The sequence below is a fragment of the Candidatus Cloacimonadota bacterium genome, from assembly GCA_016932035.1.
GTDB lineage: Bacteria > Cloacimonadota > Cloacimonadia > JGIOTU-2 > JGIOTU-2 > Celaenobacter.
This window is the reverse complement of sequence record JAFGDR010000058.1, coordinates 19,046-37,036: the sequence shown is the minus strand read 5'-3', so window position 1 is coordinate 37,036 and position 17,991 is coordinate 19,046. Positions and strand designations below refer to the sequence as shown.

The window sequence follows — 17,991 nt, the reverse complement described above, 5'->3', positions numbered from 1 at the left end:
AATCCTTTTGTTTCTCAAACATGTATTCCAGAAAATCGCATATCGGTCTGTATCCGATTTTCTGGTAAATACTGTTTGAGGTAGGATTCGATAAATCAGTAAAAAGTGTGCAGAATCTCCATCCTTCGTCAAGCAGAGATTGGCTGAATGCTGCTACAAGATTGCTTGCATATCCTTGTCCGCGTTGTTCGGGTGGTGTGTAAACCATATTCACACACACTCCGTTTATGGTTGGCCTTGCCTTAGCAATGATGCTTACGGGATTCTCAGTTTCCCAGAAAGCAATCTCATTTTTCCCTATTTTTCTTTTAACAAAAGCTTCGACATTTCCGAGAGGATCTGCTGGTGTTGCTTCATGATGGAAAGCCCTGATCCATTCACAGATCAGTTCAAAATCTTTCTCAGCAGCAATTCTCATGTTACCTTTGGTCTTTGATGGGAATGAAACCTTTTCCAGCTTATAGATTCGTTCTGACATACCCGGTTTAACTGTTCCGTTCGTCAAATCTTGCCAGACCTTTGCAAAGTTCAGTGCAGTATCCTTCGAAGCAAGAACCCCAGGAATGCTTTGAGTCTTCAGCATCTTTTCTACGATGAGCTTGTAATGGTCGTTTGCGTGTTCATTTTTGCTGTACAGTAACAGTTTATGAGGTGGTGTACATACAGCAATGGTTTCAGGTTTTCCTTTATCTCGGATCTCAGCAAGAAATTTCTGTGGATAGATATCAGGATTATTTCTCAAGACCAAAGTAATACCGAGGATAAGGTTATTTTCTACCTCATTCTCAAGTAATACAGGCAGAGCAGATTCAAGAAATAAATCGACGTCCGAATATGCTACTAATCTCATTCTATACTTTTTTTGATCTCCATGCCCGGTGCATTATCAGGTCTCGGTTTGAAACCAAACTTGTTGTAGAAAGATTCCTTATATTCTGCACAGAAAAGCTGAATATCTCTGATGTTGTATTCATCGCATTTGGCAAGCAGACTGCTCATGATTTCTGTTCCGATTCCCTTCCTTTGATATTCTGGCATCACAATTACATCGAACAAGACAGCATGAAGAACACCGTCACACAGCATACGTCCGAATCCAACAAGCTTATCCTGATGATAAGCACTTACAGAAAACCAACTATTCTTGATTGAGATTATCAATTCTTGAGGAGTTGCTTTATAATCAGTGTTCCAGCCGGTTGACTGAAAGAGAGTGTAGTACTGATCAATATCGGGTAATGTGTTATTATACGTTATCTCTGACATGACTTCAGCTCTTCATTTTGTGGAAAGAAGATAATCTGCAGTAAGGATAAATTGAACCTCTCCGTTCTCCAGTATTGGATATGAGTATGTAGTCAAATAGTAATTTGCTCCTGATCCATCAACATCATAATATGGAATGCTCCATTCTGCTTTTTTACTCAGATATGGTTTTTTATACCAATTGCTATTTTCAGATGTCATGAAATTGTAAGCTGGATCATGGATTTTCTTAATATCATCACCATCTCGAAATACATAATACGTTTCGATAAGTTCATTACTCTCATCATAGGGTGCTGAAGCATATGCAGCTCCAAAGATGCGTGCGTTTCCAGATAAGAGCGAAGTGAGAACAGATGTTATGTCTCCTTCCTGTCTATCTGAGATTTTCACTAATTCCTGAGCTTTTTTTTGTACTTCAGCTTCGATCGTTGTTTGAGTGTCTTTGTACTCCAGCTTTTCACAGTAGGGGCACGTACATGCTGACATAACTACTATAACTACAGACAAAGTGAAAACGAAAGATATTGTTCGAAACATAGTGTCTCCACAGTGTAATTTTTTGATTAATAATAACCTACATGCGCTTATTACATCAAGTTTTATATATTTGAAATAAAAATTTCTTGCGTGGTTGTATTAAATATCAATTTTTGTTGCCATGCCAAAGAACATACTCATTACAGGTTATCCCGGTGTTGGAAAGACGACATTTATCAATAAGATCACGAAGCAGCTTTCATGCAAAATAGCTGGTTTCTATACTCATGAAATGATGGAGCAGGGCAGACGAACCGGATTCTATATTACCGATTTTGAGGGCAACCAGATGGTCATGGCTTCTGAGAAATCAGATTCTCCATACCGGGTGAATAAGTATGGGTTGAATATTGATGCGTTCGAAAAAATTGGTATTCCTGCACTGGAGCAAGCACTCACGAACGCAGACCTTATCGTGATCGATGAGATCGGCAGGATGGAGATGTTCAGTCAGACATTTTGTGACAAATTGCGACAGGTATTTGATTCAGACAAACCACTTCTTGCAACGATAAAAAGGATTGATTGTGAACTCACGAAGGAGTTAAAAGCGAGAGAGGATGTTCAGATCTTTGAGGTGACACAGTTCAATAGAGATACAATTTTTGATAAGGTTATCAATAAATTAGGAAAGGTATTATAAACTTGTTTTGCCAAGCTAGGGCTTGGTAAAAAGTTTCGATTCTCGAATCACACTCATATCGTTCGCTGCGATTAAAATCCTGTGTGGAAGAATTGGTTCGCAATGAAGTGTGAACCGCTATATCATAACTCGCAAATCCTTACTTTATGCTATTTCTGCTGCACTTTTTCAACACGCCATTCAATACCATATGTGTCACACCAGTCCTGAACCTCAGTATCGCCAAGTTGAGCTGATTTGATGTAATATTTATAACTATTCTCCCTATCTCCCAAAGAAAAATACGCCTGACCGAGACTATTTAAAATCCATATATTGTCCGGCTCTAAAGCATAAGCTTTTTTGTATGTGTCTACTGCGTGAGAATAATCACTAACTTTGCAGTAAATATTCCCTAAATACATCAAATCTAATATGCTTTCAGGATCTTGTTCTAGTACAAGATTATAATAGGTTATTGCGTTGGAATAGTCTTCCATTTTTTCATATACTCGTGCCAGGCAACCGATCTCATAAGAGGTTTCAGTATCAAGTTCCATCATTTCTTTGTAACATGCAATTGCTTCATCATAATATTCCATATTCTCATAGGTCATTCCAAGATTTATGTAAGCGCTAAAATCCTGAGAATCTATTTGCAAGGCTTTTTTATAATAAAACACAGCTTTATCATAGTCATGTTTTTCCTGGTAAATTTCGCCAAGTCCAACTATGGCGTATGAATACAGCGAATCTAATTCCAAAATCTTAGTATAACATTTGATTGCCTGTCCATAGTCGCTATTAATTTTATTTACAATACCTAAAATAAACCATGCAATTGTAGAGGTTGGATCAATTTTTACAGATTCTTCTAAATATGTTACAGCATTCTCAATATCATCATTGTAAAAAGCTTCTGAACCTTTTTCATATAAATCCAAAGCACTCAATTTATTTGTCTCTGTGATATAAGCTTTTTGCAGTTGCGCCTGCTTGTTTTTATCTTTTTCCTGCTCAAGTTCGGATCGCAGTCTTTCTATCTCAGCAAGTGCTGCATCTGTTTCTTTCCGGCTATCTTCAATTGCTTTCTTATATTCGTTGTTGTTAACGAGGTTCTCAAGCCTTTGTAACACGTCATTTTCATTAAGCTGGATTTCAGCTTTCAGCCAATAGGATTCGCCATTCCATTTTTCACCTACGATCTTGGTTTCAGTAATACCCGCAGAAATGACTTCAATATCCTGTTTTGTGAGCTCTTTCAGCTCATTGCTGATCTCGATCGTTTGAATTTCAAGTGATGAACTGATATACACGCCAACTTCTTCCAGAAGCAAACGTTTAACTTGTTCCAAAGCGATAGCCCTTGCACTCAACTTGCTGTCTGCTTCCCCTGCCTGATAGGTATAATCCCGAACAAAGGTTTTTGCAGAGAGGGAAAATACAAAAAAGATCATGAGCAACAATATTATAATTTTTTTCATAGAAAACTCCTTATGAAGCTATAGAAATATATCAGTAATTTTCAATTTGTCAAAGTATTATTTTCCGAAGATGATACTTTTGGAAGTAGCTTGAGAATAATAAGTTTAGAATGTGTATGTGATCGCTGGATTCTCTATTTTTTCTTATTAACTTCCTTTATTAATTGCCGAGCTTTCTTATGACCCAATTCCGCAGCTCTCTGAAGATTTTTTAATGCTTTATCGTTATCACCCAGATTTTTGAAAACAAAACTGAGTTGGAAGTATGCAGCCGAATATCGTGGTTTCATTGCGATAAGTTTTACCAGTGTTTCCCGCGCTTCCTCATAATTACCTATTTGATTTTGAATGATCCCGAGTGTAAGAAGTCCATTCGCATAATTCGGATTTGATTTGATTGCTTCGAGCACAAGCTCTTTTGCATGCTGCCTGTCACCTTGCTGTTCATAGACCATCGCAAGCCCGACCAAGGTTCGAGGATCGTTCGGTTTTAATTCAAGAGCTCTTTCATAGTTTCCGATCGCTTCATCAAAATTATGTTTCATGCCATAGCAGAGACCGAGTCCTGCATAGATGCGGGGATCGTCAGGATTATATTCTTTAGCTTTCATTAGGTTATCGATAGCTTGATCAAAATTTCCGTTATCTTTTGCAGAAACACCTTTCTGGAACCAGTATTCAGCAGCGAGTTTGTTATTCTCTGCCAGGTATTGTGCCTGCAATTCTCTTTTCTGCTGATCGATCTTACTTTGATTGACCTGGATCTCGTATTCCTTCTCTTTTACTTTATCATCTGCAAGCATGTCTTTATGACTTTCAAGCTCATCCTGCTCTTGTTTAAGTGCTTCATTCTCCTGCTGGAGTGCAGCTAATTTTTTGTTTAAATCATCAATCTGGGCAAGCGCTTCATCTGCGCGTTTGCGTGACTCCTCAAGTTCTTCTGCCCGTTCCTGGTCCTGCACCACATCATTCAGCCGTTCAAGCACATCGTTTTCATCAACGATGATCTCTGCTTTTATAAAGTAATGATCACCTGTCCAGTCCTCTTCAATGATGGTAGTTTCAGTAATTCCAGCGGAGATGACTTCGATATCCTGAGTAGTCAGTTCTTTTATCTCATCACCGATTTCGATAGTTTTATTCTCGAAGGAAGTGCTGATATATACACCGATTTCTTCAAGGAGTAGACGCTTCACCTGCTCGAGTGCAATTGCTCTTGCTGTTATCTTGCTGTCCGCTTCACCTGCACGATAGTTATATTCCCTCATGAATGTTTTTGCACCAAGACAGGTAACGAGAAAAATAAAAGTTGTAATAATAAAAAAATTTTTCATAGAATGACTCCTCATTTATAATTTAGGATTTAAAAGGTTAGTATCTTGTCAAGAAATTGACCTAAACCTTGTAACCTTTTTCTCATTTTTACGTTATAAAGGTACATGAAACATGGAAATGATGAACGTGTCTGAAAAAAAGCTCATTTTGAAAGCGAAAAAAGACATCTCCGCTTTTGGAGAAGTGTATCAGAGATATTTTCCAAAGATCAATAATTTTGTGTATCATAGAGTGAACGATGACGCTGCGCGTAACGAGATCGTGTCTAATATTTTTTATAAAGCAATGACGAATATTGGTCGATATCGTTTCGTTAATGAGAAAAAATGCTCCTTCTCTTCCTGGCTCTATCGGATTGCGGTGAACGAAACCAATCAATATTTCAGGAAAGAAAAGCGAAATCAGCAGATGAAGGATAAGTTGCGTGAAAAGCAAACAATCCAAGGCAAGGAACTCATGGATCTTGATTATCAATCATTAAAAGAAGCAATCCGTCAACTCGATCTGTATGAGCAGAACCTGATATCACTCCGCTTCTTTGAGAAGATGAAACATAAAGAGATAGCTGAGATCCTCAAACAGAAAGAAGGAACAATTAAAGTACAAGTACATCGTTCATTAGAAAAGTTACGAAACTTTTTACAGGGAGATATATCCTATGAAGAAATTTGAAGAAACCTTAGACAAGATCGAAGTGCCAATCCTCAAAGCTGAGATATTTGAACATGAACTTCAATCTCAGTTAATAAACCGATATTTCAATTCCACAAAACGGGTCTATGCCAATCTTCGATGGGCAGTTGGATTCGCAGTCCTTTTTTTTGCAGTTGCCCTTACACTGGTTATAAGACCACAGTTTGCACTCAAAGCTCATGAGATCACGTTTCGCGCATCTGCTGGTTCAGCTGTGAAACCAAAGACAACAATGGAATTGATTGATTGCCTGAAATACACATCTATCAGGAATCCTTCCATCCGAGATGATATCGATCCGGAAAAATATCGAGAAGATAAAGCATACGTGATCCGTAAATACAAATCCCATGAAAATAACGATGCAGTGCTGATCGTGTCAGAGTTTGATGCACAGCATGCACAACTTGCTTATAATAGAACATTTTAACAAAATGGAGGTATAACCAAAATGAAAAAGCTGAAACTCATTGCATCACTTGGATTTATGGTCCTTTTGATCGCAGCTGTATTACCACTCTCAGCGGAAGAAGAGGGGAAAGCATTTGTGGGTATTTATCCCAGAGATATCTGGGATTATGAAGATGTAGGTGTTGAATATGGCATTATTGTTAATGGTGTTGTCGATGATACGCCGGCACAGGAAGCAGGCATGATGAGCAAGGATATTATCCTTGAGATGGATGGAACAAAACTCTTCAACCATGACCAGTTCACAAAAATGCTTAAGATGTACAAACCCGGGCAAAAAGTTAAGTTTAAAATTTACCGTGACGGTGATGAAAAAACGATCAAACTCACACTAGCAAACAAAGCAGATTTCGAACCTAAGCCGGAATATAAGGCATACCTTGGTGTGTATCTTTCCGATATGAAAGAGAAAGAATACCAAAAGAAAGGACTCAATACCAATTATGGCGTTTTGATCTCTGATATCGTTAAGGATGGACCCAGTGCTGATGCAGGAATACTCGAAGGAGATATCATGCTCGATCTTGCAGGTCAGCATGTCTATACGTCAGACCAGATCAGCAAAATGCTGGTTGGCATGGAACCGGAGCAATCTGTTACTGTTGATATTTTCCGCGATGGAGAGTATAAAACATTCAATGTTGTACTTGGAAAGAAAGAGATCAATAAAAAAATCTTCGGAAATTTTGATTGGTTTGATAAACCAAGTAATGTATATGTGTGGAATTACAAAGACAAGGATGGCAAATGGCTCGGATTGCAGGTGGATGAACTTGATGACAAAGATGGTTTGTTGATAAAGAAAATATACGAAGGCTCTCCAGCAGCAGGATCATTACTTAAGGAAAAGGATGTTATTGTTGAGATCAACGGTATAATGGTTGATGATATTAATGATATTTCTATGATCCTTGATGATGTTGAAGTTGATAATGACGTGGTCCTCGAAGTACTACGCGATGGGGAAGTGATAACAGTCAATACCAAAGTTGGAGAGAAATCCGATTTTGCTGACCAACTGCAGATTTCCATTGATAACGGGCTGATGAAAATGTATATCGATGGAGATGAAAAAAAGATCCTTGATTTTGAAAATATTATGCAAAAGATAGAACAAGGAATGGAAGAAGGGGGCGTTAAACTGGATGCAAAATTGGATTCACTGCATGAAAAATTAAAAAAACTAGATGTCGATGTGTTACGCATCGAAGATAGCGGAGCAATCTAAGGGGATACACACAAAGATAGCTCGTTTCTCCCAAAAGCCCTTTGAATGAAGGGCTTTTTATATAACATGAAGGCGATAATGCGCATTATCGCCTTCGGTGTTTGTATATTTTTTGTGTATTATTCTTCGATCTTGTAAATCGTATCGAGGATCGTGCCATCAACCCATTCAACAACTGCGACTGCTTCATCAGAAAGTTTTGGTTTTACCGGAATACCGCACATATCATCGACCTCATCTTTAATGTCACGAATATCTCTTATCGGAAGTCTTGAATTCCTTGTTGCTTCAATCAGATCAGCTCTCAACGGATTAATGGCTATACCTCGTTCTGTTACGATAACATCGACCAAGTCACCAGGTGCCACAAGTGTAGTTACTTCATCCTTGATCACCGGAATTCTATCTCTAAATGACGGCGCAGCGATCATGGTGCATTTTGCCATCATACAGTTCTGGAATCCACCAATACCGTGTAGCATTCGTCCATCACTGTGAGTCACGCAATTCGCATTGAAGTTAACATCAACTTCTGTACTACCGAGTACAATCACATCCATCATTTGAACGAGGTTACTTTTTGCATGATAATCGTAACTTTCACGAACATCAATTGGTATGTGTCTGGGATTATCTCTCAGAGAAACGATCGCTTCTAAGCCAAAATTTTGTCCGTCAAAGATATAATCGGTACGACCGTTATTCATCATATCTACAAGATATTTTGTACTTCCCCCGATCATACTTCTTGCCTTGATGTCTTTTTCAATCATCATATTATTTACAAAATCGGTAAATGCTAATGATACTCCACCGGCTCCTGCCTGAAAGCTCATTCCGTCTCTGAGAATACCAGCTGCTTCAACAAATTTTGCAGCATATTCGGCAATGAGCAAACGGTCAGGGCTTTTTGTAATTTTTGTCGTGCCGGATACTATTTTTGAAGGATCGCCAATCTCATCAACAACAACAACGAAATCCACCTCGTTGCCCATTATTTCCCATGGGTAACAGGGGAAATCAAGCAACGTATCTGTGACAATAATCGTCCGGTCTGCAATCATGGAATCAACTTTAGAAAACGACATTGGACCAAAAGGATGTTTTCCAAGAACACCGTTTGCATTACCCGTCATGTCTGAAGCTGAAGCAGCAAGTACTGCAATATCAACATGGATTTCACCATCGGCAATAGCACGATATCTGCCGCCATGACTTCGTAAGTATCCAAGTCCTTTCATCTTGCCACGGCTGCAAAAATCTCCAAGAGGTCCGTTCAAGCTGCCTTCAATATGATGAACAACACCGGATTCAAGATGTTTTATGATCGGCGCATGGCAGGGAAAAGCAGCGCTTGGTAGCCAAACAAGATCTTTTATGCCAAGTTCTGCTGCAATTTCGAAGATCCAATTCGCAACATAATCTCCATTTCTGAAATGGTGATGTGTCGAAATGGTCATGCCGTCTTTCAAACCTGATTGTATGAGTGAATCTTTAAGAGAACCTACGACCTTATTGCAATCCATCGGATAATCTATGATAGTTGGTACTCGGGGTGAAGCACCTTTGTGGTTAGGTCTGTATTTTCCAACTCCCATAAAAGGCATAACTTTTTTGCCGTTTACGATCGTGGGTACGAGACGTCCGGCTGCATTTTTTACAAATTTATCTGCTTTTTTCATTTGATCATACCTCCGATCTTTGCCATTTTCAAAACTTTTTGAGCTTGCTTTACAACCGGCGCATCGATCATCTTACTTCCCAGAGAAACAACTCCTTTACCTTCCTTTTTGGCAGCATTGAATGCATCGATAATACTCTCTGCTTTTACCAGTTCTTCTACAGTAGGAAGGAATGCTTTATGGATTACCCTGATCTGGCGAGGATGGATACAACCTTTACCATCAAAACCAAGGGCTTTTGCCTGTTTGACATTCTCGTACAAACCTTCCATGTCATTCACATCTGAGAATACTGTATCAATTGCCTGTTTACCAGCAGCTTTTGCAGCGTTGACAACCATACTTTTTGCAAAGAAACATTCATCTTCACTTTTTGATCGAGTCACTCCGATGTCTGCTGTATAATCCTCAAGTCCAAGTGCAAGTGCAACAACATTCTCTGATGCACCTGCGATCTCATATGCATGCATAACTCCTTTTGCAGATTCGATGATCGGCATAAGAAAGACCGGCTTTTTGGATTTCTTACATTCGGCAATTTTTGCATCAACATCGATAACCTGCTGGGCTAATTCACATTTCGGGATCAGTATGACGTGAACATTTTCATTAATGATCTCTTTTATATCTTCAAATCCAAGCGGAAGCTGATTGATGCGCACCATTCGTTCCGCACCTTTGAAATCAACTGTTCGAAGAGCATTTCGAACGAGTATTCTCGCTGCATCTTTTTCATCGGGATGAACCGAATCCTCGAGATCAAGAATAAGGGCATCTGCGTCATGTAAGCCGGCATTTAGCATCAGTTTTGGGGAATTGCCCGGAAGGTATAGTCGAGATCTTCGAAGTGCATCCTTCGAAGATTTATATTCGCAATGAGCCTTCATCTCGGGAAGGTAGGATTTAGATATGGATGGATCAGCTTTCTTGAGTGCACCTTCAATACGAGCAGCGATAACAAAGTCCAGCGCTCCCTGATCTTCGATTTTAATTTTTGCATTTTTAATGCCAAAGAAATTCAAAACATCCTGCGCAAGCGCTATGATATGATCTCCAAAAAAATCTTTAATCTTGCTGATGAGCTCTATATCCAACCCGCTATCTGTAAGCTCGATTGTTACCAAGCAGTCAGAGCGGATCTTCGGACCATAATTTCCGGCAGATGCTATCTTTGCCATATTAACTCCTTAATGAAAAATAGTTGCTGAAAAATTTTAATTCGTCATGAACCATAATGTACAATTATTTGGTCAACCTTTTGTAGTGTTCCTTATCATATAAGCATTTATTGATTATTTATGTTTCCTTGATGAGGATTTTTTTATTTATATGTATTTGGATGATCCAGAGTACGATCATCCATAGATTCGCAATTATAAGAATATACCCGAAGAAAATGATTGGTCTGAATAAAATTGCTGATATGATCATGAAAAATGCCTGAGCAGTGGGACCGATCCAGAACCAAAGGAAGACCATGACTTTGTTCTTTTTATAGTACGTTTTTTGATCGTACACTTCTCTTTTTTCCAGATTGAAGAGCTGAAGGTGGGAATAGCCAAGATACAATGCGATAAGTATCTTATCCATGATCCTGCCCTTCTCATGCTTGATTTTTCTCAATTCTTCTTTGAAATGCCTCTTTTCTTCCCAAGTAGATTTGATCATCCCAAGACCATGAGCCATGAACTCGACACGGTAATAATCCACAATTATCGAATGGAAGATCCAGCTAACAGCAGAAATGGCAAGTAGTGTCCAGTGTGAGATATTAATAGAAAAAGGCACCTGGTATCCTGCATGCGCTAGTCCAATCCCATAACCGATGAAAACTGCCACGCCGACCGAGTAATCTGCAAAACCATCGACGATCCTGCCAACGGGAGTACCATTCTTCTTCAATCGAGCGATCATACCGTCAACACAATCCAGCACAAGGCAGAAAAAGTGCAATCCACCGCCGATAATGAAAAATATCGGTTTTCCAAAGGAATAAATAAATCCGCTGATAAGACCTGTAATGATTGTCATCAGGGAGACCTGGTTTGGTGTTATATTCGTACGATAGATCATCTTGACGAATATAAAAGCTATAGGACGGAGAATATAGAGGGTCAATGTTTCATCAAAAATGGTGTGCTTCAGAGATGTTCTGAACTCACGTAGAACCTTCTGGTTATATTCTTTGATGTTGTTGACATTTACTTTTTTTGCCATTTCGAACTATCTTTCCTTTTTAAAACCTTTTATATAAAATACGAATCCGGAATTCGTCATATCAACTACAGAATAACAAGATCGATTTTTACGATCTTCCTGCCCATGCTGATATAAAAACATTTTTCAACATAATCGTAATCTGAAATATAATCTATCTTCTCGTCAAATACTTCTTCAGCAATCACATCCCCTTTGTCTGCAAGGATCAGTCTCACTGCATTTTTATTTGATAAAAGATAATAATTTTGTTCAAGTCGACCATCACGAAGGTAATCAATAGGAATGACCTGCGGTGTTTGTTTACTATACTTTTCCTGAACTACAGGCTTGACTTTGTGCCACTCGATCTCCCCATTAGCTTTATCCAGCAAGGAATGGTTTCCTTTTGAATCTATGACAAGAAGTTTCTCGTCACGGAACGACTGAACATCCTGAATATCTCCATCAAATTGTTCTTTCCATCTAAGTTGGAAGGTGTTCTTTTTCACGCAGGTTATTTCATCTCCAGTAATGATGTAGATATTTTCCGCATCAAAAATTGGCGGCATTGTTATCTCAGCCGGACTTAACCACTGCCAGTCTCTTACTTCGAAGCCCGGGAACGGCATATTTTGCAGGAGTGATCTGTAATCAACCAGACTCATTTTTTCACTGATAACTTCTTTTCCACTACTGAGAAGTCCCTGTCCCCACTTGCGTCCAAAAAGCACGTAGGCAGTTGCGATAATGATGACGATCAGCATGATCCGTCCGGTCATTCTGGAATTAAACCTGAATTTTCTGCGGGGTTTATAATGAGAATGCATGTCTGAAGCGGTAATTCGAATAAGTGGTATTGATTTTTCCTCAAAAAGAGTGTTTATATCTTGAGTGAAATTATCTTTATCAAAACGTGAAGCATCAATATTTTTTGCAGCTGTGAAAGGTAGGATGAAGATATCTGTATCTTGTTCGAGATCGATTGTCAGTACTTTTATCTGCAGATCACCTTCTTTGATGCCAAGCATGGGAACATGAAATGATTCTTTGAAGTTTTTCTGAATATCCAATCCTACCGGGAGTAATGTATCGGTGAAGGCGTAGATTATCAAGCGGCCGGTTTGCACGAAATATACTTTATTGTTCTTGATAACACAGATAACAGCAGACATTTCGAATTTGCATTTTTCCCTATTGAAAAAAGCAGTAAGATGCCAGTTCATTTCCCGAATTGCATTCTGGAGTCTGGATTTTATATCATAGGATGTATCGAAAAAATTTTCTTTAAATACATTGAGAAGGATGCCGATTGCCTGTTCTGATTTTTCGGTTTGCTCATAGGAGTTCAGTATCAGCGCTACTTTTTCCTGCGTTTTCTCATAAAAGTCAGAATAAATATAGTTACCGTCTTTTATGGAGTACTGCTTTTGAATAGTAAAGAATTTATCGCTCATTTTTTCAGCAATCTCAACACAGCTTTGAATAGGATCTTATTGCTCATAAGCATGTTCGTATATGAAGCATTTGCCATCGGACAGTAGCATTTTTCCTGGCGGATCAGCTTTCGTTCATCTTTGAGTAGCTTACTAGTTTTCCAGAGTTTTTTAAAATTGTAATTGTGTTCTTTTACATTTCCAATCACGACTGCTTTGATACAGCAAGGCCATACATCTCCATTCGGTACGATCTGTGCAGAGAGAATTCCCGCATAACAAGGAAGGATTCGATGCTTATCTTTCAGGATTTTTTTAACCATCTTATAATACTCGATACGGAAGGTTTGGGTTATTTTATTGAAACCCTTGAAAGGAGTCGTTCTTATCTTATGAAGGAGAAAGTCGATTGCTTGAGAGTAATCCATGACATTTGGAGTAATATCCTCATTCATTGTATCGAGTTCGACCCGATTCTCAGCTATTTCCGTAATATATGAGTCTGGATGGAGGTCCATTATACTGCCTGAAATTTCTCTGAATCGTCCGACATTGAATTTTGATATAACCGTATGAATGCCCACATTCACATTGCACAAATCGATCTTTGTGATTCCCTCGAAGGTCTGTAATGCTTTTTTATAAGCATCGGGCACACCACGTATTTCGGAATCGCGTTCTTCAATATCATCTATTGAAACATTGATCACGATATTACTGTTCGGGCAATTCTCTGCGATTGCGCGAACGCGTTGAGGTATTTCTTTGCACAGCAGTCCGTTTGTAGGAATGTTGATGATACTCGGTCTGGATCTTTTGTACATCACATTAATGATCTCTTCAAGATCTCTTCTCAGGAATGGTTCACCGCCGCTAATCGTGATCCAGTATGCTGCTTTTCCTATAGATCGAAATATTTTATCATACTCATCGACAGAAAGTTCATCGCTTTTGATCTTATAGATATTACAGGTTTTACATCGGGAATTACAGCGATATGTCACACTAACTGTATAATTGACCGGCAGCAGGATCTTTTGGTAGAGATGTCGTGAAAGACGGAGGAAAATAAGTTTGAGGAGTAGTTTTATGCTTTTCATTTATGACTTACTTAAATCTTTTGTTGATTCCGAGATTTCCCATTTGTATGGGATCTTCTTCAATATTTTGTAATCATACCAGCCGAGGAAACGTCCCCAAACTTCGAGAAGCATTGTGTAAATAATTTTCAGATCCTTGATTGGATTGAGGGAGAATTCTTTAAGTGTTAGTCCGATAATCAAACCGGAATTCTGAGAGATGACTGTATAGTCCTGGTTATCCTGCAACCATAAATGCCCGGTATAAATACGTCTGCGTTGTTTAATAAAATCTGCTGCATTTTCCGGTCCCTTGTTGTGCACGATTGCATCTGGAATATATTTGAGTTTGAGTCCATGATGTGTGATGATAGATTCGATACTTGCTTCATCGACCGGGCTGTGTTCTGGTATTTCTTTCACGAGATTTCTGAAAGAAGCCATTTCTCCCAATTTAGGAGAAACCATAGCCATCTTATGATGTAAACGCCACATCATGCATACGGCAAATCCAATAAAACTTTTTGGATTATTGATGGGTTCCGGACGTCCGCCGGTCATACCGATTGTTTCATCGACATAGGGCGCAGCGAGTTTCTCGATCGTATCTTTTGCGGGAATCGTATCAGCACTTTCTATGATGAGCACATCACCGGTTGCTTCTTTCAGAAAGAGATTAATTGCCGAGGATTTACCCTTTCGCTCTTTCTGAACAACAAGTTTTATACGAGGATCTTTTTTTTCAAATTCACGCACGATCTCATCGGTCCGATCAGTAGAAGCGCTGGATACCACGATGATCTCTTTGAGTTTGACTGTTTTAAAAATCTGTGCTTCCACAGCTTCAAGAAGCTGCCTGATATTTTTTTCTTCATTATAGGCAAAAATGCCCAAACTCACATTAATCATTGTTCTTTTCCCTATGCATGATAGCATCGAGGATGCCGTTCACAAATTTTTTTGACCGTTGCCCTGAGAAATCCTCAGCCAGTTCGATAGCTTCATTGATCGCTACTTTTCCCGGGATATCAGTATATTCGATCTCCATAACGCCAAGACGCAGAACACATTTCTCCAGGATATTGATCCTGTCAAACGACCACTTTTTTGAAAATTTCTTTATGAGTTCATCAATTTCGTTGAGATGAAGGTATGTTTCTTTAACCAAATCTATGCAAAATTGCTTATCCTCAAGAGTAAAAGTTACGTCGCTAACTGATATTGCTTCGGTGAATTTCTCGTCTAATAAGTCGTCGAAAGAAAGGTGGTCTTGCGGTATCTCTTCAAAGTGAAGTCCATACAGCATTTGCACCGCAATTTCTCTGGCTTCTCGTCGTTTCATGTCTCACCTTATCAAAGAATGATAAGTCCCTGTCAAGTACATATGTTGTCAATAAAAAAAGGGAAGCATATGCTTCCCGAATAGAATGTTATGAATTTCTTTTTATTTAATAGTGAACTATTTATAAAGTCAACTGAAAATGAAACAGATATTTGGTAAGTTATGAGTATGTTTCAATCGAATATTATTGTTTTTAATTATGCAATATATCCTTGGGTAATGAATATAGAATAGATAATAATCGTATTAATATATGACGGTTAATTCAATATAAAATAACTAATGTATTGAAATAATAATAACTTATTTAACTAGGATTATCTTTTCAGTTTTATATGGTTTTCCTTCAATAGATAAACTTATCAGATATATACCATTTGATATACTATCTCCTTTTCTATCTTTAGCTTGAAATTCAAGAAAATATTCTTCATCTGACGGAATTAATAATTGATTATACTTCTTTATCAGTCTCCCTGTTATGTCGTAAACGGAAATATCAACTCGTTCCGTCTTCTCTAAAGTTATGCAAATAGAAGTAGTTTCAGAAAATGGATTTGGTGAAGCAGAAAAATTATATATAATTGGATTGTTATTTTGACCTGGTGTTTGTATATCAGGGATTACCACTTGTGCAATTGTATTGTATTGATCTATGTTTCCACTGAAATCGATCATTTCAAGCCAATAGTAATAAACATTTCCAGGATGAATTTTTGCAGTGTAATCGTTATAGGAATATACATGAGTAAGTGTAGTTGAACCATATCCCTCAATTAAAGAAGATATTCTAATTGCTGTAAAGAGATCATTTATTGAATTACGATATATAAACCATCCCAGCACATCATTTTCAGAAAGAGTAGTCCAATCTATTGAGATATAATTAGATCCGTATTCATTATAAGTATATGATGCAGTAAAGGAACCTGATAAAATTTCTGCTGGAAGTGTTGATTCATCCTGTCCAAAAGCCAGTGCAAGGTTTGATCCAAATATTGGCCCCCCTTCTTCATCATATCTATAATTTACTCCCTTACTTCCATCCGCATTTTCAATCCCTATTGAACAATCATTTTGTGTTGAATCATATGTGCTTTCATCATCATTATACATTATAAATATGTTACCATTTTTAAATATCACAACTTGAGCAGTAATATACTGTGTTCCTTCCAAATTTGGATAATGCCAAAATGTAATAATTGACCTATCTGATAATCTCGAGATTCGGATATTTACATCTGCTGATGAATCGCTATCATAATCAAGGTTATCCCAACACCAGGCAATCATATTATTATAACCAAACAAAGCGCTTGGAATTCTTTGAAAAGTATATGCATGCCAAGGTGTTGGATCATCTCCAAAACCAATTGTACCATTTGTACTTAAATACATCTGAGTATAATTAATCCCAAAAAAATTAAAATTTGATGAATCATCGAATATATTTATTAGATTGGTGTGACCATTATCTTCATTTCCATTAACAAAGTCAGTATCAGCAATCAAAGTTCCTTCGTTTGAACCACCTGTCTGATTAGGATACCAGCTATATGTTGGGTGTGATGTGGCAAGTGTAGCAAGACTATTGGCAAAATAATATCCTCCCTCTTCGTCACCTCCACCCCCAAAGTAATTTTGAACTCCTTCACCTTCAAGATCAGAAATATGAGTACCCCTATTAGAGTACACGGAAAGTGTGGCTATCTTCGAACCAGTTGAAGTCGGCTCAAATAAAACCTCGAAAGTTATTGATTCTCCATTATCTAGAGTGACTGGATATCTGTTTAAATCATCTAGAGAGAATTGATCACTGTTTGTTCCACTAATACTAACAGAGCTGATAGATAATTCTCCACTTCCAATATTTTCGACGGTGAATGTTTGTGGGGAGGATGCATTACATCAACATCCTCATAATTCTTTTCAGTAGGTGTTAATTGTAGCATTGGACCTGAAATAGTATAATGAAGTCTAATATCAGGTGGGTATGCACACATCGTGCCCCATGATGTGGGGAATGATCCATCTTGACCTTTATAAATAGCTCGATATTGATCATAGGTATAGTAAAAATTGAATTTATCTTCTTCAGGCAAAGCAACACCGTGATGATTCTGATAGTAAATTACAAGATTATCAATACCATTGTAACTAAAGGGAGTATCAAGGGTAATATCAAACCAGCCACTACCATTCCAGTAAATTGTGCCATCATAAACTTTTGTATAAGTTGTTGTGTCTTCATAATCTCCGTTTGAATAAGTATCATCAGAAGTATGTTTCATAAAGATTTTCTGGTTATATCTAGTAGTACCTTCAATCCACAGAGTTCTATAAGAGATTTTAGTAATATCAAACGATAAACCAATATCTTTTCTAGGATAAATTGTTCTTGTCCAGCTATAATCATAAGTAGAATAAACAGGAACATACCAGGTTAAATATTCCCCTATTCCAATTTCTACATAATCACCAAAAGTGTTTGAAAACAAAAGAAGTAATGTAATAAATATTAAAATAATAATTTTCACTTTTTAATCCTCCTATTGTTAAATTATCCTATCATAAATGTCTCTATATTATACTACTTATAAGACATAAAATAAGA

General features: G+C 37.8%; 18 protein-coding genes and 1 pseudogene. 4 read left to right on the top strand and 15 right to left on the bottom strand.

What is annotated here, in order from left to right; translation table 11 throughout:
• From JW794_09760 to JW794_09750, 3 genes are all read right to left on the bottom strand, one after another.
• The coding region (locus JW794_09760; GenBank protein ID MBN2018395.1) for a GNAT family N-acetyltransferase at window positions 1–850 on the bottom strand (850 nt) is incomplete at its 3' end.
• Window positions 847–1,266 carry a GNAT family N-acetyltransferase gene (locus tag JW794_09755; protein MBN2018394.1) on the bottom strand — a complete coding sequence of 140 codons (420 nt, stop codon included), beginning with the start codon at window positions 1,264–1,266 and terminating at the stop codon, window positions 847–849. The genes JW794_09760 and JW794_09755, both read right to left, overlap by 4 nt.
• A 12-nt stretch (window positions 1,267–1,278) precedes the next feature.
• Complete coding sequence (locus JW794_09750) at window positions 1,279–1,806, bottom strand: PDC sensor domain-containing protein (protein MBN2018393.1); 528 nt, start codon at window positions 1,804–1,806, stop codon at window positions 1,279–1,281.
• Between the two features lie 121 nt (window positions 1,807–1,927).
• Between JW794_09750 and JW794_09745 the strand changes: the two genes are divergently transcribed.
• Window positions 1,928–2,449 (top strand): NTPase, encoded by a 522-nt coding sequence (locus JW794_09745; GenBank protein MBN2018392.1) that lies wholly within the window; start codon window positions 1,928–1,930, stop codon window positions 2,447–2,449.
• Between the two features lie 149 nt (window positions 2,450–2,598).
• On the opposite strand, the gene JW794_09740 is transcribed toward JW794_09745, so the two are convergent.
• On the bottom strand, window positions 2,599–3,912 hold the full coding sequence (locus tag JW794_09740) for a tetratricopeptide repeat protein (protein MBN2018391.1): 1,314 nt from the start codon (window positions 3,910–3,912) through the stop codon (window positions 2,599–2,601).
• A 134-nt stretch (window positions 3,913–4,046) separates the two neighbouring features.
• Entirely contained in the window at window positions 4,047–5,246 is a 1,200-nt protein-coding gene (locus tag JW794_09735) for a tetratricopeptide repeat protein (protein MBN2018390.1), read from the bottom strand.
• Between the two features lie 148 nt (window positions 5,247–5,394).
• On the opposite strand from JW794_09735, the gene JW794_09730 reads away from it, so the two are divergent.
• From JW794_09730 to JW794_09720, 3 genes are read left to right on the top strand one after another with little or no spacing between them, the layout of a single operon-like run.
• Window positions 5,395–5,919, top strand: a complete 525-nt coding sequence (locus JW794_09730) for a sigma-70 family RNA polymerase sigma factor (protein MBN2018389.1) — start codon at window positions 5,395–5,397, stop codon at window positions 5,917–5,919.
• Window positions 5,906–6,370 (top strand): hypothetical protein, encoded by a 465-nt coding sequence (locus tag JW794_09725; GenBank protein MBN2018388.1) that lies wholly within the window; start codon window positions 5,906–5,908, stop codon window positions 6,368–6,370. Before JW794_09730 ends, JW794_09725 begins: the two co-directional genes overlap by 14 nt.
• Window positions 6,371–6,391: 21 nt before the next feature.
• Window positions 6,392–7,639, top strand: coding sequence for a PDZ domain-containing protein (locus JW794_09720; GenBank protein ID MBN2018387.1), 1,248 nt, complete (start codon window positions 6,392–6,394; stop codon window positions 7,637–7,639).
• Between the two features lie 119 nt (window positions 7,640–7,758).
• On the opposite strand, the gene JW794_09715 is transcribed toward JW794_09720, so the two are convergent.
• The 10 genes and pseudogenes from JW794_09715 to JW794_09670 form a co-directional block, all read right to left on the bottom strand.
• Window positions 7,759–9,321, bottom strand: coding sequence for a citrate lyase subunit alpha (locus JW794_09715; protein ID MBN2018386.1), 1,563 nt, complete (start codon window positions 9,319–9,321; stop codon window positions 7,759–7,761).
• Window positions 9,318–10,499, bottom strand: a complete 1,182-nt coding sequence (locus tag JW794_09710) for an HpcH/HpaI aldolase/citrate lyase family protein (GenBank protein ID MBN2018385.1) — start codon at window positions 10,497–10,499, stop codon at window positions 9,318–9,320. The genes JW794_09715 and JW794_09710 overlap by 4 nt, the downstream gene beginning before the upstream one ends.
• A 118-nt stretch (window positions 10,500–10,617) precedes the next feature.
• On the bottom strand, window positions 10,618–11,538 hold the full coding sequence (locus JW794_09705; GenBank protein MBN2018384.1) for a CDP-alcohol phosphatidyltransferase family protein: 921 nt from the start codon (window positions 11,536–11,538) through the stop codon (window positions 10,618–10,620).
• Between the two features lie 65 nt (window positions 11,539–11,603).
• Window positions 11,604–12,974 carry a hypothetical protein gene (locus JW794_09700; GenBank protein ID MBN2018383.1) on the bottom strand — a complete coding sequence of 457 codons (1,371 nt, stop codon included), beginning with the start codon at window positions 12,972–12,974 and terminating at the stop codon, window positions 11,604–11,606.
• Window positions 12,971–14,053 carry a radical SAM protein gene (locus tag JW794_09695; protein ID MBN2018382.1) on the bottom strand — a complete coding sequence of 361 codons (1,083 nt, stop codon included), beginning with the start codon at window positions 14,051–14,053 and terminating at the stop codon, window positions 12,971–12,973. Before JW794_09695 ends, JW794_09700 begins: the two co-directional genes overlap by 4 nt.
• Window positions 14,054–14,941, bottom strand: a complete 888-nt coding sequence (locus JW794_09690) for a glycosyltransferase (GenBank protein ID MBN2018381.1) — start codon at window positions 14,939–14,941, stop codon at window positions 14,054–14,056.
• Window positions 14,934–15,374: a transcription antitermination factor NusB gene (gene nusB, locus JW794_09685; GenBank protein MBN2018380.1), complete on the bottom strand. Its 441-nt coding sequence runs from the start codon at window positions 15,372–15,374 to the stop codon at window positions 14,934–14,936. The genes JW794_09690 and nusB overlap by 8 nt, the downstream gene beginning before the upstream one ends.
• Window positions 15,375–15,677: 303 nt before the next feature.
• Entirely contained in the window at window positions 15,678–17,072 is a 1,395-nt protein-coding gene (locus JW794_09680; GenBank protein ID MBN2018379.1) for a T9SS type A sorting domain-containing protein, read from the bottom strand.
• A pseudogene (locus JW794_09675) lies at window positions 17,061–17,246 on the bottom strand (hypothetical protein). Before JW794_09675 ends, JW794_09680 begins: the two are co-directional and overlap by 12 nt.
• Complete coding sequence (locus JW794_09670; GenBank protein MBN2018378.1) at window positions 17,177–17,668, bottom strand: hypothetical protein; 492 nt, start codon at window positions 17,666–17,668, stop codon at window positions 17,177–17,179. The pseudogene JW794_09675 and the gene JW794_09670 overlap by 70 nt, the downstream one beginning before the upstream one ends.
• Window positions 17,669–17,991: the final 323 nt, after the last annotated feature.